The 25,995-nt window shown below is 63.6% G+C and carries 30 protein-coding genes; 24 read left to right on the top strand and 6 right to left on the bottom strand.

All coding sequences use genetic code 11. The annotated features are described in order from the left end of the window. Window positions 1-64 precede the first annotated feature (64 nt). The 12 genes from ACOOFN_RS01370 (at window position 65) to ACOOFN_RS01315 (ending at window position 11,543) form a co-directional block, all read left to right on the top strand. Entirely contained in the window at window positions 65-1,180 is a 1,116-nt protein-coding gene (locus ACOOFN_RS01370; protein ID WP_420432925.1) for a Ppx/GppA phosphatase family protein, read from the top strand. Beyond that, complete coding sequence (locus ACOOFN_RS01365; protein WP_420432923.1) at window positions 1,177-1,920, top strand: RlmE family RNA methyltransferase; 744 nt, start codon at window positions 1,177-1,179, stop codon at window positions 1,918-1,920. Before ACOOFN_RS01370 ends, ACOOFN_RS01365 begins: the two co-directional genes overlap by 4 nt. Before the next feature lie 332 nt (window positions 1,921-2,252). Further along, the gene (locus tag ACOOFN_RS01360; RefSeq protein ID WP_420432921.1) at window positions 2,253-2,579 is read left to right on the top strand and encodes a hypothetical protein; all 327 of its coding nucleotides are present in this window, start codon (window positions 2,253-2,255) and stop codon (window positions 2,577-2,579) included. A gap of 35 nt (window positions 2,580-2,614) precedes the next feature. Next, window positions 2,615-3,463, top strand: a complete 849-nt coding sequence (locus tag ACOOFN_RS01355) for a Coq4 family protein (protein ID WP_420432919.1) — start codon at window positions 2,615-2,617, stop codon at window positions 3,461-3,463. Between the two features lie 203 nt (window positions 3,464-3,666). Next, complete coding sequence (gene guaB, locus ACOOFN_RS01350) at window positions 3,667-5,136, top strand: IMP dehydrogenase (protein ID WP_420432917.1); 1,470 nt, start codon at window positions 3,667-3,669, stop codon at window positions 5,134-5,136. A 163-nt stretch (window positions 5,137-5,299) separates the two neighbouring features. Continuing rightward, entirely contained in the window at window positions 5,300-6,613 is a 1,314-nt protein-coding gene (locus ACOOFN_RS01345) for an RsmB/NOP family class I SAM-dependent RNA methyltransferase (protein ID WP_420432915.1), read from the top strand. A gap of 97 nt (window positions 6,614-6,710) precedes the next feature. After that, complete coding sequence (locus ACOOFN_RS01340; protein ID WP_420432913.1) at window positions 6,711-7,763, top strand: acyltransferase family protein; 1,053 nt, start codon at window positions 6,711-6,713, stop codon at window positions 7,761-7,763. Then, the gene (locus ACOOFN_RS01335; RefSeq protein ID WP_420432911.1) at window positions 7,739-8,461 is read left to right on the top strand and encodes a hypothetical protein; all 723 of its coding nucleotides are present in this window, start codon (window positions 7,739-7,741) and stop codon (window positions 8,459-8,461) included. Before ACOOFN_RS01340 ends, ACOOFN_RS01335 begins: the two co-directional genes overlap by 25 nt. A gap of 170 nt (window positions 8,462-8,631) precedes the next feature. Then, window positions 8,632-10,200, top strand: a complete 1,569-nt coding sequence (gene guaA / locus ACOOFN_RS01330) for a glutamine-hydrolyzing GMP synthase (RefSeq protein WP_420432909.1) — start codon at window positions 8,632-8,634, stop codon at window positions 10,198-10,200. A gap of 4 nt (window positions 10,201-10,204) precedes the next feature. Continuing rightward, on the top strand, window positions 10,205-10,405 hold the full coding sequence (locus ACOOFN_RS01325) for a SlyX family protein (RefSeq protein ID WP_420432907.1): 201 nt from the start codon (window positions 10,205-10,207) through the stop codon (window positions 10,403-10,405). A 282-nt stretch (window positions 10,406-10,687) separates the two neighbouring features. Continuing rightward, window positions 10,688-11,167, top strand: coding sequence for a VOC family protein (locus ACOOFN_RS01320; protein ID WP_420432905.1), 480 nt, complete (start codon window positions 10,688-10,690; stop codon window positions 11,165-11,167). A 19-nt stretch (window positions 11,168-11,186) separates the two neighbouring features. Further along, window positions 11,187-11,543, top strand: coding sequence for a DUF1428 domain-containing protein (locus ACOOFN_RS01315; RefSeq protein WP_420432903.1), 357 nt, complete (start codon window positions 11,187-11,189; stop codon window positions 11,541-11,543). On the opposite strand, the gene ACOOFN_RS01310 is transcribed toward ACOOFN_RS01315, so the two are convergent. Further along, window positions 11,540-12,127, bottom strand: a complete 588-nt coding sequence (locus ACOOFN_RS01310) for an AsmA family protein (protein WP_420432901.1) — start codon at window positions 12,125-12,127, stop codon at window positions 11,540-11,542. The two genes, ACOOFN_RS01315 and ACOOFN_RS01310, sit on opposite strands and share 4 nt — an antisense overlap. A 225-nt stretch (window positions 12,128-12,352) precedes the next feature. Between ACOOFN_RS01310 and ACOOFN_RS01305 the strand changes: the two genes are divergently transcribed. From ACOOFN_RS01305 to der, 12 genes are all read left to right on the top strand, one after another. Further along, window positions 12,353-12,958, top strand: a complete 606-nt coding sequence (locus tag ACOOFN_RS01305; RefSeq protein ID WP_420432899.1) for an SH3 domain-containing protein — start codon at window positions 12,353-12,355, stop codon at window positions 12,956-12,958. Between the two features lie 89 nt (window positions 12,959-13,047). Further along, complete coding sequence (locus ACOOFN_RS01300; protein WP_420432897.1) at window positions 13,048-13,473, top strand: hypothetical protein; 426 nt, start codon at window positions 13,048-13,050, stop codon at window positions 13,471-13,473. 6 nt (window positions 13,474-13,479) lie between these two features. After that, entirely contained in the window at window positions 13,480-14,010 is a 531-nt protein-coding gene (locus ACOOFN_RS01295) for an RNA polymerase sigma factor (protein WP_420432895.1), read from the top strand. Then, entirely contained in the window at window positions 14,007-14,324 is a 318-nt protein-coding gene (locus ACOOFN_RS01290) for a hypothetical protein (RefSeq protein WP_420432893.1), read from the top strand. Before ACOOFN_RS01295 ends, ACOOFN_RS01290 begins: the two co-directional genes overlap by 4 nt. Before the next feature lie 65 nt (window positions 14,325-14,389). Next, a complete protein-coding gene (locus tag ACOOFN_RS01285; RefSeq protein WP_420432891.1) occupies window positions 14,390-14,950 on the top strand; it encodes an NnrU family protein in 561 nt (186 codons plus the stop codon). An 82-nt stretch (window positions 14,951-15,032) separates the two neighbouring features. Continuing rightward, window positions 15,033-15,419 (top strand): DUF6249 domain-containing protein, encoded by a 387-nt coding sequence (locus tag ACOOFN_RS01280; RefSeq protein WP_420432889.1) that lies wholly within the window; start codon window positions 15,033-15,035, stop codon window positions 15,417-15,419. Between the two features lie 30 nt (window positions 15,420-15,449). Further along, window positions 15,450-15,998: an RNA polymerase sigma factor gene (locus tag ACOOFN_RS01275; RefSeq protein WP_420432887.1), complete on the top strand. Its 549-nt coding sequence runs from the start codon at window positions 15,450-15,452 to the stop codon at window positions 15,996-15,998. Beyond that, a complete protein-coding gene (locus tag ACOOFN_RS01270; RefSeq protein WP_420432885.1) occupies window positions 15,995-16,327 on the top strand; it encodes a hypothetical protein in 333 nt (110 codons plus the stop codon). The genes ACOOFN_RS01275 and ACOOFN_RS01270 overlap by 4 nt, the downstream gene beginning before the upstream one ends. Before the next feature lie 46 nt (window positions 16,328-16,373). Beyond that, window positions 16,374-17,207 carry a 3-methyl-2-oxobutanoate hydroxymethyltransferase gene (gene panB / locus ACOOFN_RS01265; RefSeq protein ID WP_420432883.1) on the top strand — a complete coding sequence of 278 codons (834 nt, stop codon included), beginning with the start codon at window positions 16,374-16,376 and terminating at the stop codon, window positions 17,205-17,207. A gap of 73 nt (window positions 17,208-17,280) precedes the next feature. Next, complete coding sequence (locus ACOOFN_RS01260; RefSeq protein ID WP_420432881.1) at window positions 17,281-18,132, top strand: tetratricopeptide repeat protein; 852 nt, start codon at window positions 17,281-17,283, stop codon at window positions 18,130-18,132. A 4-nt stretch (window positions 18,133-18,136) separates the two neighbouring features. Further along, window positions 18,137-19,504, top strand: a complete 1,368-nt coding sequence (locus ACOOFN_RS01255; RefSeq protein WP_420432879.1) for a PQQ-binding-like beta-propeller repeat protein — start codon at window positions 18,137-18,139, stop codon at window positions 19,502-19,504. 5 nt (window positions 19,505-19,509) lie between these two features. Continuing rightward, window positions 19,510-20,856 carry a ribosome biogenesis GTPase Der gene (gene der / locus ACOOFN_RS01250; RefSeq protein WP_420432877.1) on the top strand — a complete coding sequence of 449 codons (1,347 nt, stop codon included), beginning with the start codon at window positions 19,510-19,512 and terminating at the stop codon, window positions 20,854-20,856. Window positions 20,857-20,875: 19 nt separating this feature from the next. On the opposite strand, the gene ACOOFN_RS01245 is transcribed toward der, so the two are convergent. The 5 genes from ACOOFN_RS01245 to radA form a co-directional block, all read right to left on the bottom strand. Next, window positions 20,876-21,517, bottom strand: a complete 642-nt coding sequence (locus ACOOFN_RS01245; RefSeq protein ID WP_420432875.1) for a hypothetical protein — start codon at window positions 21,515-21,517, stop codon at window positions 20,876-20,878. Window positions 21,518-21,805: 288 nt separating this feature from the next. Next, the gene (locus tag ACOOFN_RS01240) at window positions 21,806-22,516 is read right to left on the bottom strand and encodes an SDR family NAD(P)-dependent oxidoreductase (protein ID WP_420432873.1); all 711 of its coding nucleotides are present in this window, start codon (window positions 22,514-22,516) and stop codon (window positions 21,806-21,808) included. 5 nt (window positions 22,517-22,521) lie between these two features. Then, a complete protein-coding gene (gene purF, locus ACOOFN_RS01235) occupies window positions 22,522-23,994 on the bottom strand; it encodes an amidophosphoribosyltransferase (protein WP_420432871.1) in 1,473 nt (490 codons plus the stop codon). After that, entirely contained in the window at window positions 23,991-24,605 is a 615-nt protein-coding gene (locus ACOOFN_RS01230; RefSeq protein ID WP_420432869.1) for a CvpA family protein, read from the bottom strand. The genes purF and ACOOFN_RS01230 overlap by 4 nt, the downstream gene beginning before the upstream one ends. 3 nt (window positions 24,606-24,608) lie before the next feature. Continuing rightward, entirely contained in the window at window positions 24,609-25,985 is a 1,377-nt protein-coding gene (gene radA / locus ACOOFN_RS01225; RefSeq protein ID WP_420432867.1) for a DNA repair protein RadA, read from the bottom strand. Window positions 25,986-25,995: the final 10 nt, after the last annotated feature.

Here is a 25,995-nt window from a genome sequence, read left to right as displayed (position 1 = left end):
TTCAGGCCGAAACGCGGCGTGCCCTTTTGGAGCAGCGCGCGAGACGGCGAGAGGTAGGGATAAAATGGCGCAGGACAAGCCTGCTGCCGCGCAATCGCGATTCACCGGTGCAAAGCGTCCGGGCCGTGGCAGGAACGGGCCGGGCCCGGCCTTCGCCGCGATTGATCTCGGCACCAATAATTGCCGCATGCTGGTGGCGCGCCGGGCCGGGCGAAGCTTTCGAATCATCGATGCCTTCTCGCGTATCGTCCGCCTTGGCGGGGGGCTTACCGAGACCGGCCGACTCAACGCCGAGGCGATGGATCGCGTCGTCGAGGCCCTTGAGGTCTGCGCCGAGAAGATGCAGCGCCGCGGCGTCATCAAGTACCGGGCGGTTGCGACCCAGGCCTGCCGCCTGGCGGAAAACGGCGACGAGTTGATGCAGCGCATCAAGGCCCGGACCGATATCGATTTTGACATCATCTCCCCGGAAGAAGAGGCGCGTCTTGCCGTGCTGGGCTGTCTCGACCTGATGGACGAGGAATATGATGTGGCGCTCGTGGTCGATATCGGCGGCGGGTCGACGGAATTGTCCTGGGTCGATCTGGCACAATGGCGCGAGCGCGGTGGGTTCGAGAATGGCGGGCGTCCGCCCGTCCGCACCTGGGCGAGCGCGCCGGTCGGTGTCGTCACCCTGTCGGAACGGATTCCCGAAACAGAGCATCCCGATGACTGGTACGCGGCGATGAAGGCGTATGCGATGACGGCGCTCAAGACGCCGCGCGGCGCACGAAAACTGAAACCGCTGTTCACCGCGGGCCGGGCGCACATGATCGGAACGTCAGGCACGATTACCTCGGTCGCCGGCGTGCACATGCAATTGCCGCGGTATGAGCGCTCGATCGTCGATGGCAGCTGGATGACGGCAGCCGATGCGCGTGCCGCCTGCCTGGATCTCGCCTCGAAGGATCTTGACGGCCGCGCGGCAAACCCGGTGATCGGCCGCGACCGCGCCGACCTCGTGCTGGCCGGCTGCGCCATTCTCGAAGCGGTGATGGATAAATGGCCCATCGAGCGGATTCGCGTTGGTGATCGTGGTCTGCGCGAGGGGCTGCTGCTGAACCTGATGCGCCGGCCGAAGCGTCGCCGCCGCGGTGGCCGCAACAAGCCGGCCGGCGTTGAACCGAAGGCTGCCGAATGAGTGACGACGACACGCCCCCGGAAACGCCAGATGGCGAGCGCCGCCGCCGGCGCCGCCGCTCCGGACCGGTCACCAAGGGCGGCGATGCCCGCGCCGCCAAATCCTTGCACGAGAAGGTGAAATCGGCGCGTGGCCGCAAGCTTTCCTCGACCCGCTGGCTGCAGCGCCAGTTGAACGACCCTTATGTCCAGATGGCCAAACAGGATGGTTATCGCTCGCGCGCAGCTTACAAGCTGAAAGAGCTCGACGAGCGTTTCCACCTGCTGAAAAAGGGTGACCGCGTCGTCGATCTCGGCGCGGCGCCAGGCGGCTGGGTTCAGGTCGCGCTGGAAAAAGGCGCTGCGGAAGTGGTCGGCGTCGACCTGCTCGAAATTGACCCCATTCCCGGCGCCAAGCTGATGCAGCTCGACTTTTCCGAGGACGATGCCCCGGACAAGGTCAAGGCCGAGCTCGGCGGGCCGGCGGACGCCGTGATCTCCGACCTCGCGCCCTGGACCACGGGACACAAGTCGACCGACCATCTGCGCATCATCGCGCTCGTCGAACTTGCGGCGGAGTTTGCGCTCGAAACCCTCAAGCCCGGCGGCGTTTTCGTCGCCAAGGTCTTCCAGGGTGGCACCGAGGACGATCTGCTGGCGAAACTCAAACCGCGTTTCGAGACCATCCGTCATGCCAAGCCACCGGCCAGCCGTTCCGAAAGCGCCGAGACCTATCTGATTGCCAAGGGATTTAGGGGCTGAAGCCACAGGTCTGGCGAGCGTGGATAGGACTCCAGTTTTTTTGATTTCGCCTCCTACTACGACTACTACTACGACTGCCATCCGGCTCGTCGGAGCGGCCGTCGTCAGGGTCATGATGAGGGCAGCAAATTCGGCCATCCCGGCAGTTTACGGGCTGTGACGCCGGCGGGGATTGACGATTAATGCTCGTCATCCCGGATCGGGCCGCCGTCTGTCCGGGATGACGAAATGTGATTGCGATCAGCTTGTTCTCGATAGCTGGATCGTGGAAGGGTGCCACCCCTCGACGCCGCAGCGCCGCCATGCCAGCCTCCGAGAAAGGAGGCCACCGCATGACCCGTGACGAGACCATCGCCATTTTCGACCGCGTCGTGGCGCGATGCGAGGGCATTGAACGCAAGGGCAAGACCATGCCTTACACGTCGGACAACGGGCACATGTTCTCGCAGGTCAACAAGGATGGCGAGCTCGGCATCCGCCTGCCGCCCGCCGAGGGCAAGGCCTTCATGGCCGAACACGACGCCGGGCCTTTTCTCTCCTATGGCGCAAGGATGCGCGACTATGTCTTTATCCCGGAAGCGCTGATGGGCGATGAGGATTTGCTGGCCAAACTGCTGCAGCAGGGGCACGCATACGTATTGAGCCTGCCGCCGAAATGACGCGCTTGACGTTTTGGTAAACACTGTTCACTTTTATGGCCTCAAAGAGGTTAGATGCGATGCCCGACAGCCAGCATGTCGATCCTGGAAAGGAAATGGGAGCCGAGACGCGGACCGTGGTGGAAGCCACGCCGCGCGGCGATTTTCCTTCCTATCCGATTGATTTGTGGGCGGCCTGGAAGGCGTTTCGCGGCCTGGTCCGCGACAAGGAGGATACGCGTTTCGTGTTCGCCTTCTTTCATGCGGTGAACGGGCGCTCCTACCAGCGATTTTTCGAGGAATTTGCCGGCAGCGAATATGGCCAGCGCATCATCGCCGACCATGAGCAACTCGGCCGGGTCCTGACCGATCGCGCCGCGCTGGAAGCCCATGGCCCCGGCACGTTTGCCGCGGCCTATCTGCATTATCTGGATACCGAAAACCTGTCGCCACTGGGCGTTTATGAGGCCAATCTGGCCAATGCGCCCGAGGAAATGGCGGCCTACAAGCGTGACTGGCCGCATCTCTATTCCGTGTCCTACATGATGAATCTGACACACGATCTCTATCATGTGCTCACCGGCTATGGCCGCGATCCGCTGGGCGAAGCGCTGCTCTTGATGTGGACAGGTACCCAGACCAATGGCCGTGGCCCGAAATGGCTGGGGGCGATGGCGGGCATGCAAATTCGGTCCGAGATTTTCTCCTGGCCCGTGGGCCGGATGATGAAAGAGGCGAAACGCCTGGCCCGCGAGGCAGACAAGTTCCACACCGTGGATCTGACGGCGCTTTTCCCGTTGCCGCTGGAGGAAGCGCGTGCCCGGCTGAAGGTTCGCCTGCCGGAGCTCTACCGCGAAACGCTGGCCAGCTGGGACGGCGACATGCCTGTGGCGGTGCGGGCCTAGTTTTCCTGCGTGGTTCGAGGCCCACCTGCGGTGGGCACCTCACCATGAGGTAGGCTTGTACAAAACTGCCCATTCACCTCACCCTGAGGTGCGACCCCGGACTTGTTCCGGGGGAGCCTCGAAGGGCGAGGTGAACATCACCCCCTTGCACACATCGCGATTCCCCGTTAATCCGCCCCCGCAAGCAGCAAGGAGGATCTCCAATGGAGATTCGCGAAGGCCTCACCTTCGACGATGTGCTCTTGCAACCCGGCGCATCAGAAGTTCTTCCCGGCGACGCGGACCCGCGCACCGTCATCGCCGACGGCGTCAATCTGAACATCCCGATCCTGTCGGCGGCGATGGATACGGTGACCGAGGCGCCGATGGCGATCGCCATGGCGCAATCCGGTGGTCTCGGCGTTCTCCACCGCAATCTGACGATCGACCAGCAGGCCGAGGAAGTGCGCCGCGTGAAGCGCTTCGAGAGTGGCATGGTGGTCAATCCGGTCACGATCGGTCCCGGTGCAACCCTTGCCGAGCTGCAGTCTCTGATGGCGCATCACCGGGTTTCCGGCATTCCCGTTGTCGAGAACGGCGATGGCGGGCCGGGCAAGCTGATCGGCATCATCACCAATCGCGATGTCCGTTTTGCCGACGATCCCAACGAGAAAGTCGCCAACATGATGACGCGCGACGTCGTCACCGTGCGGGAAGGGGCTGGCGAGGACGAGGCGCGGCGTCTTCTGCACAAGCACCGCATCGAACGGCTGCTTGTCGTCGACGAGGATTACCGCTGTATCGGCCTGATCACCGTCAAGGACATGGACAAGGCGCAGACCCACCCGCTGGCCTCCAAGGACCGGCACGGGCGCTTGCGTTGCGCGGCGGCAACGACGGTCGGCGACAGCGGTTACGAGCGCGCCATGGCGCTCGTCGATGCCGGCGTCGACATTGTCGTTATCGACACGGCGCACGGCATGTCGGCCTCAGTGCTCGAACAGGTGCGCCGCATCAAACGCGAATCCAACCGTACCCGTATCGTCGCCGGAAACGTCGCCACTTATGACGGCACCAAAGCCCTGATCGATGCCGGCGCAGACTGCGTCAAGATTGGCATCGGGCCGGGCTCGATCTGCACCACGCGGGTTGTCGCCGGCGTCGGCGTGCCGCAGCTGACAGCGATCATCGATGCCGCAAAGGCCCGCGAAGGCACCGATGCGAAGATTATCGCCGATGGCGGCATCAAGTATTCCGGCGATTTCGCCAAGGCGCTGGCGGCCGGCGCGGATGCCGTGATGATGGGCTCGGCCCTGGCTGGTACGGAAGAAGCCCCGGGCGAGGTTTTCCTCTACCAGGGGCGGTCCTACAAATCCTATCGCGGCATGGGCTCGGTCGCGGCGATGGCGCGCGGCTCGGCCGATCGCTATTTCCAGAAAGATGTCGGCGACCAGATGAAGCTGGTGCCAGAAGGTGTTGAAGGCCAGGTGCCCTACAAGGGGCCGATCGGGCCGTTGCTGCACCAGATGATGGGCGGTCTGCGCGCTGCAATGGGCTATACCGGCGCCAGAACGCTGGAAGATTTCCGCGAGCGGGCGCAATTCGTGCGCATCACCAATGCGGGCCTGAAGGAAAGCCACGCCCACGACGTCACGATCACGCGCGAAGCGCCGAACTATCCGACGCCGAGCTAGGCGGAATGTCAGCCCTGGTTCGAGGCTCGCTGCGCTCGCACCTCACCATGAGGTGAGAAAGGCGAACCCGGATAACCGGGTCAAAATTGGCGCATCCGCCTACACCTCATCCTGAGGTGGCGGCGAAGCCGCCCTCGAAGGAGGGATCATCGGGAGCAATACCATGAGATTGGGCGGACGCATCGCAGCCGCGATCGAAATCCTCGAGACGATCGACACCCAGCGCCGGCCCGTGAAGCTGGCCTTGAAGGAATGGGGCGCTGCGCACCGCTTTGCTGGATCAGGCGACCGGGCCTTCATTTCCGGCCTGGTGATGGATGCGCTGCGCCACAAGCTGTCGCTTGCTCATGCCATGCAGGATGACAGCGCCCGGGCGCTGGCATTGGGCGTAGTCGCCCGGGTCTGGGGCCATGATGCCGATGCGCTCTCCGCGGCTTTCGCAGAGGATCCGCATTCGCCGGAACCGCCGACGCCGGACGAGCTCGCCGGATTTGCCCGCGATATCCATGATGCACCGGTGAATGTGCGCGGCGATTTCCCCGAATGGCTTGAAGAATCGATGCTGCGCATTTTCGCCGAGCACGCGGCCGAGGAGGGCGCTGCCATGGCCGGCCGGGCTCCGGTCGATTTACGCGTCAACGAATTGAAATCCGATCCGGAGAAAGCCCTGGCCGCGGTCGCCGCAAAAATCCCGACCGCCCATGCCGGCCATCTGGCGCGCTCTTCCATCCGCATTCCGCAGACCGACCCGACCGGCAAGTCGGCGCCGGCCGATTCCATTCCTGCCTATGGCAAGGGCTGGGTCGAGGTTCAGGACGAAGGCAGCCAGATTGCCGGCCTCGCCGCCGGCGTGAAGCCGGGCGACCAGGTACTCGATCTGTGCGCCGGGGCAGGTGGCAAGACGCTCGAGCTTGCCGCCATGACCGGCAATACGGGGCAGATCCATGCCTGGGATATCGACTGGCGGCGGCTGCGGGCGATCTGGCCGCGCCTGCAACGCGCCGGGGTGCGCAATGTCCAGGTCCATGACGGACCGGAGACCGATCTCGCCGAATTCGAAAGCAGGATGGACGTCGTCTTCGTCGATGCGCCCTGCACCGGCACCGGGACCTGGCGCCGGCGTCCCGACGCCAAGTGGCGCGTCAACGAAAAAGCGCTGAATCAACGCATCAAGGAACAGGATGAAGTTCTTGATACGGCAGCGAAATACGTGAAACCGGGCGGACGCCTGGTCTACGTCACCTGCTCCATTCTGCCGGAAGAAAACAGCGACCGCATCGAAGCCTTCCTCGCCCGCGACCGGGCGTTCACGCAGCGCGATACACTGGACGACCTGGCCGCATCCGGCGGGTTGGTCGCGGGGGCGGCCGAGACGCTGGAAGCTTGCCGGCTGGCCGGCGGCGCGCTCCAACTGTCACCACGCCGCAGTTCCACGGACGGCTTTTTCATCGCGGTGATGGAACGCAAACGCGCCTGACGGTCCGATGACCGACCGGGCGCCCGGCGCTCCATCTGGCCTGCCAATTGCGACCAATTCTCCTTAAAACGGAGATGCGTCCCGGCGCGACGCAGATATGGCCAGACAACGAAATCAGGGCATCGATACGCTGCGCGGGCTTGCCTGCCTGCTTCTGGTCGCGCTGCATGTCATCGGCGAGGCGCCGGGGCATGGATTGCGGATCGCGGACGATCATCCGCTGGCGCTGTTCGCCGAGCTGTTTTTCCACCTGCGCATGCCGCTCTTCGCGATGCTGTCCGGTTTTGTCTACGGCTACCGGCCGGTTGAGCCAGGCGGGCGGTCTCGCTTCCTGCGCGGCAAGCTGGGACGGCTGGGCCTGCCCTATCTCTTTGCCGCGACCGCCTTCCTCTTCGTCAATATCGTGCTGGCAGGGCCTTATGCGCTGCCCGCCGGAGAGATCCATCTGGCCTATCTTCTTCCCTATGCGCAATTCTGGTTCCTGCAGGCCCTGTTGCTGATCTTCGTGGTCATGGCCGCCGCTGACACGATGTTCCCCCGCGCGCCTCTCGCGGTTGCCGCTTGCGTGTTCATCGTGTCAGCGTTGGCCTTCCTTTCGCCGATCGGGCAGGGCATCGAGCTACTGTCCTTCGACCGCATGCTCTACCTGCTGCCTTTCTTTGCCTTCGGCCTGGTATTGCACCGCATGCAGCCGGAAATCCCGCGCACGCTGATCGCCGTCCTGCTGGGCGGCATGATCATCCTGTTCACGCTGAATGCGCTCGACGTGTTTGCGGGTCCCGCGCGGGACATTTCGCGCCGCACCGCGATGGGCCTGGCGCTGGGCGTCGTGTTCAGCGGTTTCCTGCTGGTGCTGCGGCCGCGCTTCGAACCGCTGGCCTGGATCGGCCGCTTCTCCTTCACCATCTTCCTCTACCATCTGTTCGCAGTGGAAGCGCTGCAATGGCTCTATTCCTCGGCCGGGCGGCCGCCGGCCTATCTCGGGCTCGCCATGGGCGTGACCGCCGGCATCGCCTGCCCGATCGTCTTTCATCTTGTTGTCCTGCGGATGGGACGCTGGCCGGCCCGTATCATGCTCGGCATGAACACGCAGCCCGCGCGTCCGGAATCGGTCACGGCCGCGCCTTGGCCGTCTGCGCCGTTGCGCTAGAAGGTTCCACCACCGACTCGCCTTGCGGGAAAATTCGCGCAAACTGCGGCGATGACGAACCATCTGTCCTATGCCGCGCTGGAAAACTCGGCCGGGTCCGCCTGTCACCGAACTTCTTCTTCCGCGAATTTCTCTATTCGGAGATCGCGAACTATCACGCCATCCCGAATTTGCCGCACTACCCCGATGTGGCAATCGAGGCGGCGCGCGGCCTGTGCGTGCACTTGCTGGAGCCGCTGACCGCCGCTTTCGGGAAAATTTCCATCCGCTCGGCCTACCGCTCGCCCGAGGTCAACGCCTTCGGCAATGCGCACGGGCTCAATTGCGCCAGCAATGAAAGCAATCATGGCAGCCATATCTTCGATTATCGCCATCCCGAGCGCGGCCTGGGCGCCATGGCCACGATTGTCGTCAATGCCTGGGCGGACGCGGTCGAGGCTGGCGCCGATTGGCGCGCCATGGCCTGGTTCATCCATGATCACCTGGCATATTCCCGCATGTGGTTTTACCCGAAGCTGGGCGCTTTCAATCTCGGCTGGTCGGAAACACCGGAGCGCCGCATCGAGAGCTATGTCGCGCCCAAGGGCTGCCTCACAAAGCCCGGCATGGCCAATCATGACGCGGTTCATTCCGCGGCCTACGACACGCCGTTTTTCGCCGGCGCGGCCGAGCGGGTGCGGGCGGTTTTTGATGGCTAGCCCCCTCACCCTGAACGCTCATCGCTTCGCGATTTCGCGCTCCTCCCTCACCCTCGAGGGAGAGGGAAAGGATGCGAGCCCTGCAAGGGCGAGTGGCCGAGGGTGAAGCGAAGACAAAAGAATGAATCTCCAGACTCGCGTTTCGGATTAAACCGCGCTATCCGCTCGCCATGACAGACCTCTCCAAACATCATGAACGCGTCCTGGTCGTCGATTTCGGCTCCCAGGTGACCCAGCTCATCGCCCGGCGCCTGCGCGAAAGCGGCGTCTATTGCGAGGTCCATCCCTACAATCGCGCGGACGGTGACTTCATCCGCGATTTCGGACCGAAGGCGGTCATACTTTCCGGCTCGCCGCACTCCACGCACTGGGACGACGCGCCGCGCGCCGACGACGCGGTCTTCGAACTCGGCGTGCCCGTGCTCGGCATCTGCTATGGCGAGCAGACCATGGTCGCCCAGCTCGGCGGCTCGGTCGAGGAAAGCGATGAGCGCGAGTTCGGCCGCGCCGACATCCAGCTCGTCGCGGAGAGCCCGTTGTTCGAGGGCTTTGGCGATATCGGCCATGAGGAACGCGTCTGGATGAGCCATGGCGACCGCGTCGCCAGCCTGCCGCCCGGCTTCCATGTCATTGCGACGTCCGGGAATGCCCCTTTCGCGGCGATCGCCGACGAGGGACGGCAATTCTACGGCGTGCAATTCCACCCGGAAGTCGTACACACGCCGCGCGGCGCGCTCCTCCTGCGCAATTTCACTCACAATATTGCCGGGCTGAAGGGCGACTGGACAATGGCCGCCTTCCGCGAGGAGGCGATGGCCAAGATCCGCGACCAGGTCGGCGGCGGCAAGGTCATTTGCGGCCTGTCCGGCGGCGTCGACAGTGCGGTGGCGGCCAAGCTGATCCACGAGGCGATCGGCGACCAGCTCACCTGTGTCTTCGTCGATACCGGCCTGATGCGCCACAAGGAGGCGGAAGAGGTCGTCGGCCTGTTCCGCGATACCTTCAACATTCCGCTCGTCCATGCTGACGAGGCCAATCTCTTCCTCGGTGAGCTGGACGGCGTCACCGACCCGGAAAAGAAGCGCAAGATCATCGGCAAGCTCTTCATCGATGTCTTTGAAAAGCACGCGAAAGAGGCTGGCGGCGCCGACTTCCTCGCCCAGGGCACGCTCTATCCCGACGTCATCGAGAGCGTTTCCTTCGATGGCGGACCGTCCGTGACGATCAAGTCGCACCACAATGTCGGCGGTCTGCCCGCGCGCATGAACATGAAGCTGGTCGAACCCTTGCGCGAATTGTTCAAGGACGAGGTGAGGGCGCTTGGCCGCGAATTGGGCCTGCCCGACGGCTTTGTCGGCCGCCATCCCTTCCCGGGACCGGGCCTCGGCATCCGCATTCCCGGTGCCGTGACGAAGGAAAAGGCGGACATTCTGCGCAAGGCGGATGCGATCTATATCGACGAGATCCGCAAGGCGGGCTTGTACGATACGATCTGGCAGGCTTTCGCGGTGTTATTGCCGGTACAGACCGTTGGCGTGATGGGCGATGCCCGCACCTATGACAACGTGCTGGCGCTGCGTGCGGTGACCTCGGTGGACGGCATGACGGCGGACTATTTTCCCTTCGATCACGATTTCCTCGGCCGCACCGCAACCCGCATCATCAACGAAGTGCGCGGCGTTAACCGCGTCGTCTATGACGTGACGTCGAAGCCGCCCGGCACCATCGAGTGGGAGTAGGCGTGTGACCACCTCCCGCCTCGACGCCCTGGAAATGCTCGCCGCCGAACAGCAGCGCATGCTCGACGAGCTTTCCGACGTGATGACCCACCAGCAGCGCGAGATCGAGCGGCTGAAGAAACGGCTCGAAGCCTCCGATGACCGCATCGCCGAACTGGAATCCGGCCTGCCCGCGCCGGGCAACGAAAAACCACCGCATTATTGAGGCTCTGCGTGGTTCGAGGCCCGGCTCCGCCGGGCACCTCACCATGAGGCCTGAATAACCACGTCATCCCTGCGAAAGCAGGGACCCAGTTGCGCCATTTCCACGGGCACACCCTGCGCCAACCCGCCGCTTTCTTCACCGCTGCGCAGATTGCGCGCCGGTTTCCACAGCGTCACCGTGGCTCTGGGTTCCCGCTTTCGCAGGGATGACGCGGATAAGCTGCCCCTTGCCGCCACTCGCCACCGGTCAGATACTCCCCGCCGAAAAGAGGAGGACATCATCATGAACCCGATTGCGCCCTGCCTGTGGTTCAACGGCCAGGCCGAAGAGGCGGCGAGCTTCTATACCCGCCTGTTCCCCGACAGCGAGATCCTTCGCATCGTGCGTGCCCCGGTGGAAAACCCGGGCGCCGAGGCAGGCGCCGTGATGGTCGTCGAATTCACCCTCAACGGCCAGGCGTTTTCCGGCCTCAATGGCGGCATGGACAATCCGTTCACCGAGGCCGTGTCCTTCACGCTGGCCACAGACACCCAGGACGAGGCCGACCGCTACTGGGACGCGCTGACAAGCGAGAGCGGGGAGCCGATCGAATGCGGCTGGTGCAAGGACCGGTTTGGCTTGCGCTGGCAGATCTATCCAAAGCGGATGATGGAGCTATTGGCGCACGAGGACCACGCCGTTGCCGCACGCGCCATGCAGGCGATGATGACCATGAAAAAGATCGAGATCGCCGACGTCGAAAAGGCGGCGTTCGGCGAATAGCTCGGAAAGGGAGGATAGCATGCCTTATGTCGACGGATTCGTGATCGCGGTCCCGACCGCGAACAAGGACGCCTACCGCGAGGTGGCGGAGAAGATGGCACCGGTTTTCCGGGATTTCGGCGCTACGCAAATCGTCGAGTGCTGGGGCGATGACGTGCCGGACGGGGAGGTCACCTCCTTCCCGATGGCGGTGAAGGCGAAGGACGACGAGACCGTTGTTTTCTCCTGGATCGTCTGGCCCGACAAGGCGACGCGCGATGCGGCGTATCCGGCCTTCATGGAAGACGAACGCATGAAAGACTTCGCTCCGGAAAAGATGCCGTTCGACGGCAAGCGCATGATTCTCGGCGGCTTTGACATGATCATCGACGCCTAGTCGGCCTCTGCGAGCTCGGCCGTCGCCTGACAGGCGCCGGCGTCGGATGGGTCGACTTTCAGCGTGGCCAGCAAGGCGGCTGCCGGGCTAAGGGCCGCACCGAGCACCACGCCGCCCAGACCGATCGCCGGATCGCGCAATGTGCCGCCGACAGTCACCGGGCCGCCAATGGTGCCCGGATTGGGGCCGTCATCATTGGCCTCGCCGGACGCGTCCTGATGCAAGCGCAGTGATGACCCTTCGGCACGCACATCGTTCAACCGCAACCGGCCGAACAGAAGCGGCCAGATCGCGACATCGGCGGCCAGCCGGTCAATGTGTGCAAGCGGTTCGCTTGTGCTCTCCCAACCGGCCGGCCCGGCATGAATGTCACCGAGGACGAGGCGCGGGCTCAAATCCCAGTCCCAGCGCACATCGAACGCACCGTCGATCATCTCCGTGCGGTTCAGCGCGGCGGAGGCGCGGTTTTCCACCGGCCCGCGCAGCCACTCCCAGCCGATCAGCCAGGCAGCGAGCGCCACCAGCGCCATGAGGCCGGCGACGGTGGCAAGGAGGATCACGATGAGGCGCGTTGCGGTTTTCATCTATCGGCTTGTCTGGCGATGTGGAACACAACGCGCCAGCGCGGATCAGGTTCATTTTTCCTGGCGGCGCTGGGCGCGGTCGCCGGTCAAAAAGTTGAAGTTCACTCAGAACGTGAAGCTGAATCGATACATGAAGTCGGCGCCTGCCAGGCGCAAAGACACGGCATCCGGCCGGCGCCCGCGATCTGTGATAGGAATCCAAAATCAAGGTGTTGGAGGACAGACATGATTCGATTTGTTTGCGCCGCGATGCTGCTCGCCGCGTCACCGGGTTTCGCACAGACGCCGTATGAAACAGATTATTTCAATGTGACCGGCGTTGCGCCGGACGACATGCTGAACATCCGCGCCGAACCGGATGCCGCCGCCGAGATCATCGGTACGCTGGCGCACGATGCGCAGTTCGTGGAGGTGACTGACGTGTCAGGCAACTGGGCACAGGTCAGTAGTGACGAACGCGCCGGCTGGGCCGCGATCGCCTATCTCGAACGCGCCGACCCACCATGGCTGGAGACCGGCCTCCCGGTCGGCCTGTCCTGCGGCGGAACGGAGCCCTTCTGGAGCGCCGCGGTTAATGAAGAATCGTTTGAATTCAATGCGTACTGGCAAGAACCGGAATCCGTTTCTTACCCGATCGAAGCTGCACCGAGGGCGCGCTCGATCGGCTATCCGGTTTTTCTCATGCTTGACGGTGGCGGCGTCGCCGTGGCCGAACCACGCCATTGCTCCGACGGGATGAGCGATCTGCCCTACGGCTGGACTTTGCACATCGTGTTGCCGGGTCAGTATGATCGCGCACTCGACGGGTGCTGCACGCTGCGGCGGGAATGATTTTTTTCGGCGGCCTGCCTCCAAACCGGCTGCGCGTGGCCACTAGATAACTGCAGGGCCATGAGGCCGGTCGATTGGAGGATTTCGAAATGGAAATGTTTGGCGATCTTTTTTCGCGGTTCTGGTGGCTTTTGTTTCCGCTCGGATTTTTCGTGATCGCGGGATGGAACAGCTATATGAGTTACAAGCGGACCCAGGTGAAAGTCGAATTGCTGAAGACCTATGCGCAATCGGGCAATACGCCGCCGCCGGAATTGATTGCAGCGCTCGACAAGGATTCCGACAACGCGAAAGAGTTTCTCGATGACCAGAGCCGGCATGGGTCGGGTCATGGCGGTGGCTCGACCGCCTTCCTCGTCATTCTGTTCAGCGGTCTCGCCGGTGTGTTCACCTATGTCGGCTACACAGGCTGGCTCGGCGACACGACATCGATGTATTTCGTCGCCATGATCCTTGCCGTGCTGGCGGTGGCCTTCCTGTTTGGCGGCCTGTTCGGACGCAAGCGCCGCGGATAACGGCTCATGGCTTTCAGCGATGCTGATCTGGTGGCCGCAGCGCGGCGAGGGCGCGATTCTGCCTTTGAACAGCTGGCGGTGCGTCACAGTCAGGCGCTGCGGAGCTTTCTGCGCAGGATCTGCCGTGATCATGCGCAAGCCGACGACACCGCCCAGGACGCGCTGATCCGCGCCTGGCAGCGTTTGGATCAGCTAAAGGATCCGTCGGCGTTCAGGAGCTGGCTGTTCGGCATAGCCTGGCGCCTGGCGTCGGAAACCCGGCGCGCGGCCGGCCGGCGACAACAGCGCGAAAGCGACTGGTCGGATGCCCAGGCGCAGGCGCGTCCCGAAGGTATCTCGCCGGAAGAGGCGATGGCGCTCGAGCGGGCAATAACAGAGCTGACGGCCGATCAGCGGGCCTGCATCGCCCTCTGTCTGGCCGGCAGCTGGTCCCATGCCGAGGCAGCGGAAGTTCTGGACATGCCGGTTGGAACGATCAAATCTCATATCAAGCGCGGCCGCGCGAAATTGCTGGCAGCGCTGGGAGGTGACGCATGACAGCCAATGACAAGCTGACCGCCTTTCTGGCCGCAGACCAGGCGCCGGCCTTCGACCCGGCCTTCATCGCGCGGTTGGACGAGCGCATGGCCAGGGTCCGCCTGTTCGAGCGTCTGCGCCGGACCGCCGCCGGGGCAATGGCGGCGACGGCGATCGGCTATGGCTTGTATGCCGCTTCCGGGCCGTCCCTGCTTGCGGAAGCGTTCGGCTTTGCCGGTGAATTGGTGCGCACGCCGGGGCTGATGCTGGCGGCGGTGACCGTCATTGCGGGAATGTGGCTTCCACGTTGGTTGCCGCGGCGCCTGGTGCGCTAGCCAAACGATCTCGCCAACGCGCCAAGACTCGGCCTAGGGTGCCCTCGAACAAGCGGGGGCAATCAATGGCATTACTGATCGTCGGACTGGTCATGTTCCTTGGCATTCATTCCGTGCGCCTTGTACCGGGGGCGCGCGCCGCCCTGGTTTCCGGTTTCGGAGCGGGTGGCTTCAAGGTCCTCTACACGCTGATTTCGCTGATCGGCTTCGGCCTGATCATTTTCGGCAAGATCCAGGCGCACCCGACCGAGAACCTTTACTTTCCGCCCGAATGGGGCCGCTCACTGGCGCTCATCGCGGTGCCGGTCGCACTCATCCTGATCGCCGCGGCCTACACGCCCAGTCATATCCGCCGCTTCGTGCAGCACCCGATGTTGCTGGCGGTCGCGCTTTGGTCCGGCGCACATCTTGCCGCAAATGGCGAGCGGGCGGCGGTCTATCTTTTCGGCGGCTTCTTCGTCTGGTCGCTGGTGACGATGATCGCGGCCTTCATCCGCGGCGATCATCCACCGAAGCCGCCGCATGGCTGGGGCGGTGATGTCGTCGCCGTCGTGATCGGCGCGCTGTTGGCAGCCATTCTGGCGCGCTTCCACATCTATCTCTTCGGGGTTGGAATTATCGGCTAGGCCTGCATCCAAATTCGCGCCGCGACGCATCACTGTTCTGAAAGCGCAAGGGTGCGCTGGTCGAGACATGAAAGGAATTGCCATGGGACCCGAAATTCTCGCTCCCTTCACCGTATTCGGGGCGGTCGTACTGATCGTCTGGATCGTTTTTCACTTCGGATCGAAGAACCGCCGCGAAGTGCTGGAGACCGTCCGCGTTGCAGCGCAATCGGGCACCCAGCTGACGCCGGAAACGATCCGGGCACTGGGTATGCCGCAGAAAAGACGGGGCGGTGATATTCGCGCAGGCATCATTCTGCTCGCCATTGCCGCGGCATTCATGGTGCTGGGCGCGGCAATCGCCGGTGCCGAAAATGAACGCGAAGCGCTCTGGATCATGGCCGGCGTGGCTTCGTTCCCGGGCTTTGTAGGCGCCGCGCTGATACTGATGGGCGTCCTGTTCCGCGAAAAAGCAGACGATCCCCGGTAATTCTCCGCGGGCAGGACAGGGGAGCACGCTGTGTCTCGGGGTGCATCGGACGAGGAATTGATTGCGCTGGTGGTGGCGGCCAGGGACGGGATTGCCTTTGGCGAACTCGTCCGTCGCCACCAGGGCGTCGTCCGCGGTCTGATGACGCGGATGTGCGGTAATCATGCCCTCGCGGACGATCTGGCGCAGGAAGCCTTCATCAAGGCTTTCAACAAGATCGGCAGTTTTACCGGCAAGGGATCGTTCCGCGCCTGGCTCTGCCGCATCGCCTACAACGAGTTTCTGATGTCAGCGCGCAAGCGCAAGGCAACGGAGAAAGCCATGGAACGCTTCAAGCAGGACAGCGATGATGTCGAAGCGCCGCGTGACATGGGGTCTGTGGTCGATCTCGACCGCGGATTGAAAATACTGAAGGACGACGAGCGGGTCTGTGTGGTCCTGTGCTATGCTGGCGGCATGTCGCATTCCGAAGCCGCCGAGGCGACGGGAATGCCGCTGGGAACCGTAAAGTCACATGTGAACCGGGGACGGGAGAAGCTGAAGGCCTGGTTTGAGGCCGAGGAGGCAATGGCGTCATGACGATGAATGACCCCTTTGACGATCGCCTGCGGGCGGCCTTAGCAGCCGCCGAGCCGGATCACGGCGATTCCGAGGATTTCGTGCGCCGCGTTCAATCGCGCCTCAAGCGTCCGGACCGCCGCCGCGCGCTCATCCTCGGCGGTGCCGGATCCACCGGATCGGCTGTCGCCGGTACCCAGCTCGAGGGTTTTTTCACAAATCCGGATCTGTTGCCGACTGACGGCGTGATGGGACAGGTCTTTGCCGTGACCTCCCCGGAAACGCTGGCCGCGGGTGTACTGGCACTGATGATCGCCGGCTTTGCCATCATCCTGCGTCGCACGATCTAGACGGCAGACGCTTTCGCTGCACTGCAACATGCGCTAGGAAGGCGCAATGTCTGCCCAGAACCAGAACAGGATAAAGCGCGTCAGCGTTCCCGATGTCCGGGCCCGCAAGGGCGGTGAACCCCTCGTTTGCCTCACGGCCTATGACGCTCCGATGGCGCGCCTTCTTGATCCGCACTGCGACCTCCTGCTGGTCGGCGACAGTGTCGGCATGGTGGTGCACGGTCTGGATTCCACGATCGGCGTGACGCTGGACATGATGATCCTCCACGGCCAGGCCGTCATGCGCGCAGCGAAACAGGCACTGGTGGTGATCGACCTGCCGTTCGGCAGCTATGAGCAATCGCCCCAGCAGGCTTTCGAAAGCGCGTCCCGCGCGCTTGCGGAAACCGGCGCCCAGGCCGTGAAGATCGAGAGCGGCACCTATGCCGCCGACACGATCCGCTTTCTTTCGGAACGCGGCATTCCGGTGATGGGCCATGTCGGGCTTCGCCCGCAGGCGGCGCTGAACGAGGGCGGGTTCAAGGCCAAGGGCCGCGACGACATGGAGCGCACGCGCGTGTTCCACGAGGCCCGGGAGGCGGACGCCGCCGGTGCCTTCGCGATCGTGATCGAGGGCGTCGCCGAAGACCTCGCGGCAGAGATCACGAAGGCGGTCCATGTTCCGACGATTGGCATAGGCGCATCAGCCAGTTGTGACGGCCAGATCCTGGTCACCCAGGACATGCTTGGCCTGTTCGACTGGACGCCGAAATTCGTCCGCCGCTACGCGCAACTCGCCGAAGCCGTGCAGGACGCGGTGAAGGCGTATGCCGGCGACGTGAAAAGCCGCGCATTTCCGGCCGCTGCGGAAACCTATTCCTTCAAGCCGAAGAACGGTTAAGCGCGGTTGCCGCTGCGCATCGGCGCGGTTAGTGTCCGGCACCAATTGACCAGAGAAATCAGGGCGTTTTTCCGTGGCCGATATCTTCCACGAAGTCGAAGAAGAACTTCGCAAGGACAAATACAACGAACTCCTGCGCAAATGGGGCCCCTGGGCGCTGGGCGCAGCATTGGCCATCGTGCTTGCGGCGGCCAGCTGGCAGGGCTGGGTCTATCTTCAGCGGCAATCGGCCTGGAACGAGTCTGATCGCTATTTCGCGGCGCTCGATCTCGTCGAGGCGGAACGCTATGAAGACGCCGATCTCGCGCTCCAGCAACTGGCCGAGGATGGCTCGCCCGGTTATGCCGGTCTCGCGCTGATGCAGCGTGGCGAGCTGTTGCTGCAGAGCGGCGATACGGCGGGCGCCGGCTACATGTTCGAGCAGGCCGCCGACCGCTTCAATGTGCAGGCGTTTGCCGATCTTGCCCGTGTGAAAGCCGCCATGGCCCTGTTCGACGAATTGTCGATCGACGATCTCGACAACCGGCTCGGCGAAACCATGCAACCGGAACGGCCTTACCGCCTGTTGGCCATGGAAGTCGTGGCCGCGAAGGCCTTCGACATCGGCAATCTCGAGCGCGCCCGCATGGAATATGATGCCATCGCGAATGATCTCGACGCGCTGACCATGCCCATTTCACAACGCGCCCAGGCGGCGCTGGCGCTCATTGATCGCATCCAGGCGACCGACAGAAGCGCGACCGAAACCGATCAGCCGGAGGCGGAAGCGGCTGCGGATACGACGTCCGAAGACGCCGAGCCGCAGTTCAATCTAAATGCAGCGGCCAACGCGGATTCCGAGGCGCAACTGACGGTCGACGCGCCCGCCGCGCCGGATGCCGCAGATCTTCTGGACACAGAAACCGACGACGACGGACAGGACTGAGCCGATGACATTCAACACTTTCGCCCGCCTCCTGTTGCTGGTCGCGCTGGTTGGCCTCGCAGGCTGTTCCTCGGTGCCCGACTCGGTTTCCCGGCTCAACCCGTTCCAGGCGCCGGAAACGGATGACCCCAACGCGCCCGCCATCGACGATCGCGTGTCGATCCTGTCGTTTGAACAATCCCTGCAGGCTGACCCGGACGCTGCAATGCTGCCGGTCGAGCTGCCGACAGCCTATGCCAACACGATCTGGGCCCAGCCGGACGGCTATCCGACGCACGCCATGCAGCACACCCAGGCGAGCGGCAATCTCGACATCCTGTTCCGCCGCCGATTCGGGGAAGCCTCGGACCGGTCCAGCCGCATCAATTCGCGGCCGATCTATGCCGATGGCCGGATCTACGTTCTGGACGCGGCTGACCGGGTCTACGCTCTCGATCCGGAAACCGGTTCCGAGATCTGGGAACAGCGGGTGCGGTCCGACAATCGGCGCGACCGCATCGGCTTCGGCGGCGGCCTGGCCTACGACAATGGCCGGTTGTTCGTTCACACCGGCCGGCGCTTCCTGGCCGCCCTCGACGCGACCAATGGCGCTGAAATCTGGCGCACATCCGCGCTGACGCCCTTCCACTCGGCGCCGACGGCGGTGAACGGCAATGTGTTTGTGTCCACTGACGACAACGAACTCTACGCCATCGACCAGGACAATGGCGAGATCATCTGGAACCATCAGGGTATCGCCGAACCGGCCCGGCTCATCACAGCGCCGAGTGCGGCGGTCTACGGTGAAACCATCGTTGCGCCTTACGCGTCCGGCGAACTGACCGCGCTGCGCCTGCAGAATGGCAACCCGATCTGGAACGACGCGCTGACGCGGCAGGGCGGGCTGACACCGATTTCCGCGATCAATGATGTGGCCGGCAGCCCGGTCATTGTCGACGACCATGTCTATGCCATGAACCATTCGGGCATTCTTGCCGCGTTCGATTTGCGGACCGGTGAGCGCATCTGGACCCAGCCTGCCGGCGGCTTGCATGCTCCCTGGGTGGCCGGTGATTTCCTCTTCATCGTCACGACCGACGGCGAAGTGGTCTGTATCCAGCGCGACGACGGCACGATCCGCTGGATAACCCAGCTGCAAACCTATCAGCGCGAGCAAAACCGCCGCGAGCGCCTGGCCTGGGCCGGCCCTGTACTGGCCGGCGGCCGCCTGTTTCTGGCGGCGTCGAATGGCCGCGCGGTCGTGCTGTCCGCAAGCGACGGATCGCTTATCCGCGAGATGAATCTGCGCGATCCGATCTATGTTGCGCCCATCATCGTCAACGAAACGATCTATGTCGTGACCGATGAAGCGCGCCTGATCGCACTGCGCTAGCGCTCATGGCTGTCCCCACAATTGCGGTGGTGGGCCGCCCCAATGTCGGCAAGTCGACCCTCTTCAACCGGTTGGCGGGCAAGCCGCTGGCCATCGTCGATGACCGCCCCGGCGTCACCCGTGACCGCCGCGAAGCGAGGGGGCGACTTGGCGACATTCCGCTGCGCCTCATCGATACCGCGGGATTTGACGACGCCGATGCCACCAAGCTCGGCACCGACATGCGCGCCCAGACCGATGCGGCATTGCGTGAGGCCGATGTCTGCCTGCTCGTGATCGACGCCCGCGAAGGCATCACGGCGCTGGACCAGGCATTTGGCGACGTGGTCCGCCGGTCCGGCAGGCCGGTCATCGTGGTCGCCAACAAGGCCGAAGGCCGCGCGGGATCCGAGGGAATCACGGAAAGCTATGCCCTCGGTTTCGGCGAGCCGGTCGCGATCTCGGCCTCGCACGGCGAGGGCATGAGCGATCTCCACGTGCGCCTCGTCGAGGAGCTTGGCGATTTCGACCGGCTTGACGACGACCGCAGCGACGAGCCGCCCCTGCGCATCGCCGTGATCGGACGGCCGAATGCCGGCAAGTCCACCCTCATCAACGCCCTGATCGGCGAAGAGCGTCTGATCACCGGCCCGGAAGCCGGTGTCACGCGTGACGCCATCGCGGTCGACTGGTTATGGGATGGCCGCCGCGTGCGGCTGCACGACACCGCCGGATTGCGCAAGAAGGGCAAGGTCAATGACCGGCTCGAACGGATGAGTGCCGCCGACACGCTGCGTGCCATCAAGTTCGCCGAAGTCGTGCTGCTCCTCGTCGATGCCGAACACCCGTTCGAGAAGCAGGACCTGACGCTCGCAGACCTCGTCCTTCGCGAGGGCCGGGCGCTGGTCATGGTGTTGGCAAAATGGGACCTCGTGCCGAACCGCAGTGCTGCGCTCAAGGAGCTGCAGTACGAGTTTGAACGATTGCTGCCGCAGGCCAAGGGAGCGCCCTTGATCCCGGTATCTGCGCTCAAGCAGAAGGGCCTTGAGGATATCATGCCGGCGGTGACCCGCCTGCATCGCGACTGGTCGGCCAAGATCAAGACCCGCGATCTCAATGACTGGCTGCAGGAAATGATCTCGCGCCACCCGCCGCCGGCGGTACAGGGCAAGCGCATCAAGCCGCGCTATCTGTCGCAGACCAAGTCGCGCCCGCCGACTTTCGTGTTGATGTGCTCGCGCGCCGGCGATTTGCCGGAAAGCTACAAGCGCTATCTGGTCAACGGGATCCGCGAGGCATTCGAAATGCCCGGCGTGCCGATCCGGCTGATCGTGAAAGCCGGCAAGAACCCTTATGCGAAGGGGCGGGACTAGAAGTTCGGTCGCAGCCGCATCATGACTGCGGCAGGAACAAGACCGACAGGATGCGGCCGTCGCTCAACACCGTTTCGAAACGGGTTTCCTCATTCAGCGACAGGGCAATCCCCTGATCGGTAGCAATGACGTCCTGTCCCTCATGCGACTCCCAGAGGCTGAGAACGACCATTGTCGTTCCCTCTGCACAAGAAACATTGTCGGCCGCGTCGCAAGCCTGCGCCGTGAATGCGTAGCGGACACCTTCACCGAGTCCGTCAGCGATAACCGACGGATCATCGTCGTTCTCGTCGATTACTGTTTGTCCCTGCGACACGATCTGCCCAATCCCGTCATCGACGATGACCTGATAGGTCAGTCGGACATCTGCGGCCGCCAAGGGGGCGATTATCAGGCTGACGGCAAGGCTGGCGGCCATGGCGGAAGCGGCCAAAGCGGAACTTAGCAGGCGGCGGAAAAATCGGTTGATCATGGAAAACATCTTTTGTCTGAGGTTTCGAATAGCCACGAAAATCCCCATCAGACGGCGCAGCACTGCGCTGGCCGGCTGATCCGCCGCGCGGCAAGCATCCCAGAAGGCTTGCTTGTCTTCCTCGCTGACGCGAACCTCGATTGAGACGGTCTTTTTTGGATCACGCGGTTTTAAATGGTCGTTTTTCATGGCCCGGACTAATTGGTGTTTCCCAGGCGGCAACGTAACAAAAACCGTGTCCAGAAAAACAAATATCGTGTCCGGACACGATGAATTCTCGTAATATCAAGGGTTTCCGATACGCGGTGCGCCGATGAGGTTGATCGTGGAGTCAGCGGAAATCCCTGACACATAGGAATGATGTGGTTCGAGGCCGGCCTTTGGCCGGCACCTCACCATGAGGTGACTCCCGGAAGCCGGCTTTTCCACCTCACCCTGAGGTGCGAGCGCAGCGAACCTCGAAGGGCGAGGTGAAATTCAACTCTCTTTCGGAAAATCGATCCACTCGCCATGGCGGGTCGTGTCATCCCCAACCAGCGACAGGATCAGCGGCAGGATGTCCTCGGGCCGCGCGAGCTGGTTCTCATCTTCCTGCGGGAACGCCTTCTTGCGCATCGCGGTTTTCATCGGCCCCGGATTGACCAGATTGATCCGCAGCGCGGAATTGCCGTGCTCGTCGGCCCAGGAGGTCACCAGAGCATCCAGCGCGGCCTTGCTGGCAGCATAGGGCGCCCAGTAGGCGCGGCAGGATTTGGCAGCGCCCGAAGTCAGGAAAACCGCCCGGCCGGCGTCTGATTTCAATAGCAGCGGTTCAAACGCACGGATCAGCCGCGCCGGCGCGATCACATTGACACCGAACACCTCGTTCCAGGTCTTCGCCGAGACTTGCGACGCCGGTGTCAACTCACCCAGTTGTCCGGCGGCCGCGACCAGAATGTCGAGCTTGCCCCAGCGTTCTGCGACAATCTCCGCCAGCTTCTCGATGCCTTCCGGATCCATCTGGTCCAGCGGGACCAGTGTGCATTTTCCGCCATTGGCCTTGATCTCGTCATCGAGATCTTCAAGCCCGCCCTGGGTGCGCGCCGTGACGATGACGTGTGCGCCTTGCGCCGCCAGTCCCGTGGCGATAGCCCGGCCGATGCCGCGCGATGCGCCAGTGACCAGCGCCAGTTTGTCATTCAACATCATTGATCTCATGCATCGACCAGCAGCGAGAGCTGCCGGTCCTTGTCGGAAGCGGCCCGCTCGTGATCGAGCAGCCGCGTCGTGTATTCACCGGTGAAGTAATGATCGGCGAGCTGCGGAGCAGCATTATTTCGGGTCTCACCGAGCACCGCCTGGTACAGCCCGTCGAGCGACAGGAAGCCGAGACTGTCGGCCTTGAGCGCCCGGGCCATTTCCTCGCACTCCTGCGAGGCGGCCATCAGCTCGGTCCGGCTTGGCATGTCGATCCCGTAGAAATCGGGAAACTTGATCGGCGGACAGGCAGACCGGAAATGCACTTCGGTCGCGCCCGCTTCACGCATCATCTCCACGATCTTGCGGGACGTTGTGCCGCGCACGATGGAATCGTCGACCAGCAATACGCGCTTGCCATTCACGACCGGCGGGTTGGCTGAGTGCTTCCGGCGAACGCCGAGGTCCCGCTTGGCCTGCGTCGGCTGGATGAAGGTGCGGCCGACATAGTGGCCGCGAATAATGCCCATTTCATACGGCACGCCGGCGGCTTGCGCATAGCCGAGCGCCGCGGGCACGCCGCTGTCGGGCACGGGGATGACGACGTCGATACCGGCCGGCGCATCCTTGTAGAGCTGGGCCCCCATGCGCTTGCGCGCTTCATAGACGCTGATGCCGGCAATCACGGAATCCGGCCGTGCGAAATAGATGTATTCGAATGCGCAGGTGCGTGCCGGCTTGGCCGGTGCAAAACGCTCGGATTTCATGCCGTCGTCGCTGACGATAATGGCCTCTCCTGGCTCGACATCGCGCACATAGTCCGCGCCGATAACATCGAGCGCACAGGTCTCGGACGCGACGATAGTGGCACCCGCGAGTTCGCCGAGCACCAGGGGCCGGATCCCGAACGGATCTCGCGCCACCACCAGATTGCCATTGACCAGGGCGACCAGGGCGAAGGCGCCCTCGATCTGTTTCAGCGCCGACAGGAATCGTTTCGTGGGACTGGTGCGGCTGGACCGGGCAGCGATCTGCAGGACCACCTCGGTGTCGCTGGTCGACTGAAAGATCGCGCCTGTGGCCACCAGCTCGTCGCGCAGCGTCCGGGCGTTGGTCAGATGGCCGTTGTGGGCCACTGCGATGCCGCCGCCCCGCACATCCGCATACAGCGGCTGGATATTGCGGGCCACCGTCGCCCCCGACGTCGAATAGCGCACATGGCCGATGCCGATACGGCCCGGCAGGCGCTTGTGCGTGTCGCCATCGGCGAAGTGCTCGCCGACAAGGCCCATATGGCGTTCCGCATAAACCCGCGATCCGTCATGGGTGACGATGCCGCAGCTTTCCTGGCCGCGATGCTGGAGGGCGTGCAGGCCGAGTGCGATCATCAGCGCCGAGTCGACGGCGCCATGAACGGCAAATACGCCGCATTCTTCCCTTAAATGATCCGAGTTCGGATCATAGGGAAGCGGGGGGGCAGGATATCTCATCCGTCATCATCCTCGCTGGCGTCGCCGATCAGATCATCTAGCCGATTGCGGTCCCGATCATCATAGGACTCCTCGTCCCTGCGCGAACGGGAGTCGGCGGGAGATATAGGGTCAGTCTGCCCAATACGCGAATCTCCAGGTGCCAGCGATTGCAGCAGCCGGGCGGACGTGTTCACCAGCGGGTAGAGCCGGGCCTCGGTCAGCTGTCGTGGCGGCTGTCCGGAATTGGCCAGGCTCGACAGGATAAGAAAGAAACCGAGCGCCAAAAGTGCGCGGACGATCCCGAAGAAAAAGCCGAGCGTGCGGTCGAGGAACCCGACCTCGTCGCCGCGCTTCACATTGGCCCGCATCGGTGCCGTCAGGAAGCTGACAGCGAGGAAGACCAGCGTGAAGACAATGCCGAGGGTGACGATGTTCGCGATCCAGCCGGTGGGAACGAAATCATCGGTCAGGGTCACGAATAGCGGACGGCTCCAAAGCGCCGCGATCGCGGCCACGATGGCGGCCGTCATCGACAAGGCTTCGCTGACAAAGCCCCGGACCAGAGCGTGATAGGCCGACGCCGCGATGAACAGCAGGATGGCACCATCCATTGGAGTCAGCCCGCCCATCGCTTATTCCTCCTGCCGCCAGGCGCTGATGCAGGTGACCAGATCGGTCACGCCCGCCAGGCCCCGCACCTTGACCGGCGACGCGCCTTCGCTCGCCGACATCGGTGCCAGCGCCTGCGCGAAGCCCAGCTTGGCCGCTTCCTTCAGACGCGCCTCGTTACGGCCGACGGCGCGGATATCGCCGGACAGGCTGATTTCGCCGAACACCACGGCGTCGGCGGGAATGGGCGCGTCGAGCGCTGAAGACACAATTGCTGCTGCCACTGCCAGATCCGCGGCCGGTTCACCGATTTTCAAGCCGCCTGCCACGTTCAAATAAACGTCACGGCCGCCGAAGGAAAGCCCGCATCTTGCTTCGAGCACGGCGAGCACCATGGAAAGCCGGCCGGAATCCCAGCCGACGACGGTGCGCCGGGGCGTGCCCAGCGGCGAGGCAGCGACCAGCGCCTGGATCTCGGTGAGGACCGGGCGTGTCCCTTCCATGCCGGCAAAAACGGCGGAACCGGGCGTCGGATCGCCGCGATCGTCGAGGAACAGAGCAGAGGGGTTCTCGACTTCGCGCAAACCGGCATCGCCCATTTCGAACACGCCGATCTCGTCGGTCGGTCCGAACCGGTTCTTGACCGCGCGCAGTATGCGGAATTGATGACTGCGATCGCCCTCGAAATAAAGGACCGCGTCGACCATGTGCTCGACCACGCGCGGCCCGGCGATCTGGCCGTCCTTGGTCACATGGCCGACAAGGACAATGGCACAGCCGGATTTCTTGGCGAACCGAACCAGCTCCTGCGCACAGGCGCGAACCTGCGCCACCGTGCCGGGCGCCGCGGCCAGCTGGTCGGTCCACAGGGTCTGCACGGAATCGATCACCGCGATATCCGGCTTTTCCGATTTCAATCCGTCGAGAATGTTTTCAACCGAGGTTTCCGAGGCCAGCGCGACCGGCCGGTCCGACAGGCCGAGGCGGCGGGCGCGGCTGCGCACCTGGTCGATCGCTTCCTCACCCGACACGTAAACGGTCTTGGCCCCCGACCCGGCCAGCTGGGCGACTGCCTGCAGCAGCAGGGTCGACTTGCCGATCCCGGGATCGCCGCCGACCAGCAGCGCCGAACCCGGCACCACGCCGCCGCCGCACACCCGGTCGAACTCGGCGACGCCGCTTTGATGACGCGGCGGCTCGCCACTTTCACCGGCCAGCGGCAGTAATTCCAGCCCGCCTCTTCGCCCCGCCTTGCGGGGTTTGGCCTGTGTGCCCAGGGGAGCTGCGGCGACTTCCTCGACCAGCGTGTTCCAGCTGCCGCAATCGCTGCACTGGCCGGCCCATTTGGCATGGACCGCCCCGCAGGACTGGCAAACGAACTGGCTGTCTCCACGCGCCATGACGAATCAC

This window comes from Hyphobacterium sp., from assembly GCF_965217055.1.
Taxonomy (GTDB): domain Bacteria; phylum Pseudomonadota; class Alphaproteobacteria; order Caulobacterales; family Maricaulaceae; genus Hyphobacterium.
This window is presented reverse-complemented; position numbering and strand designations above follow the sequence as displayed.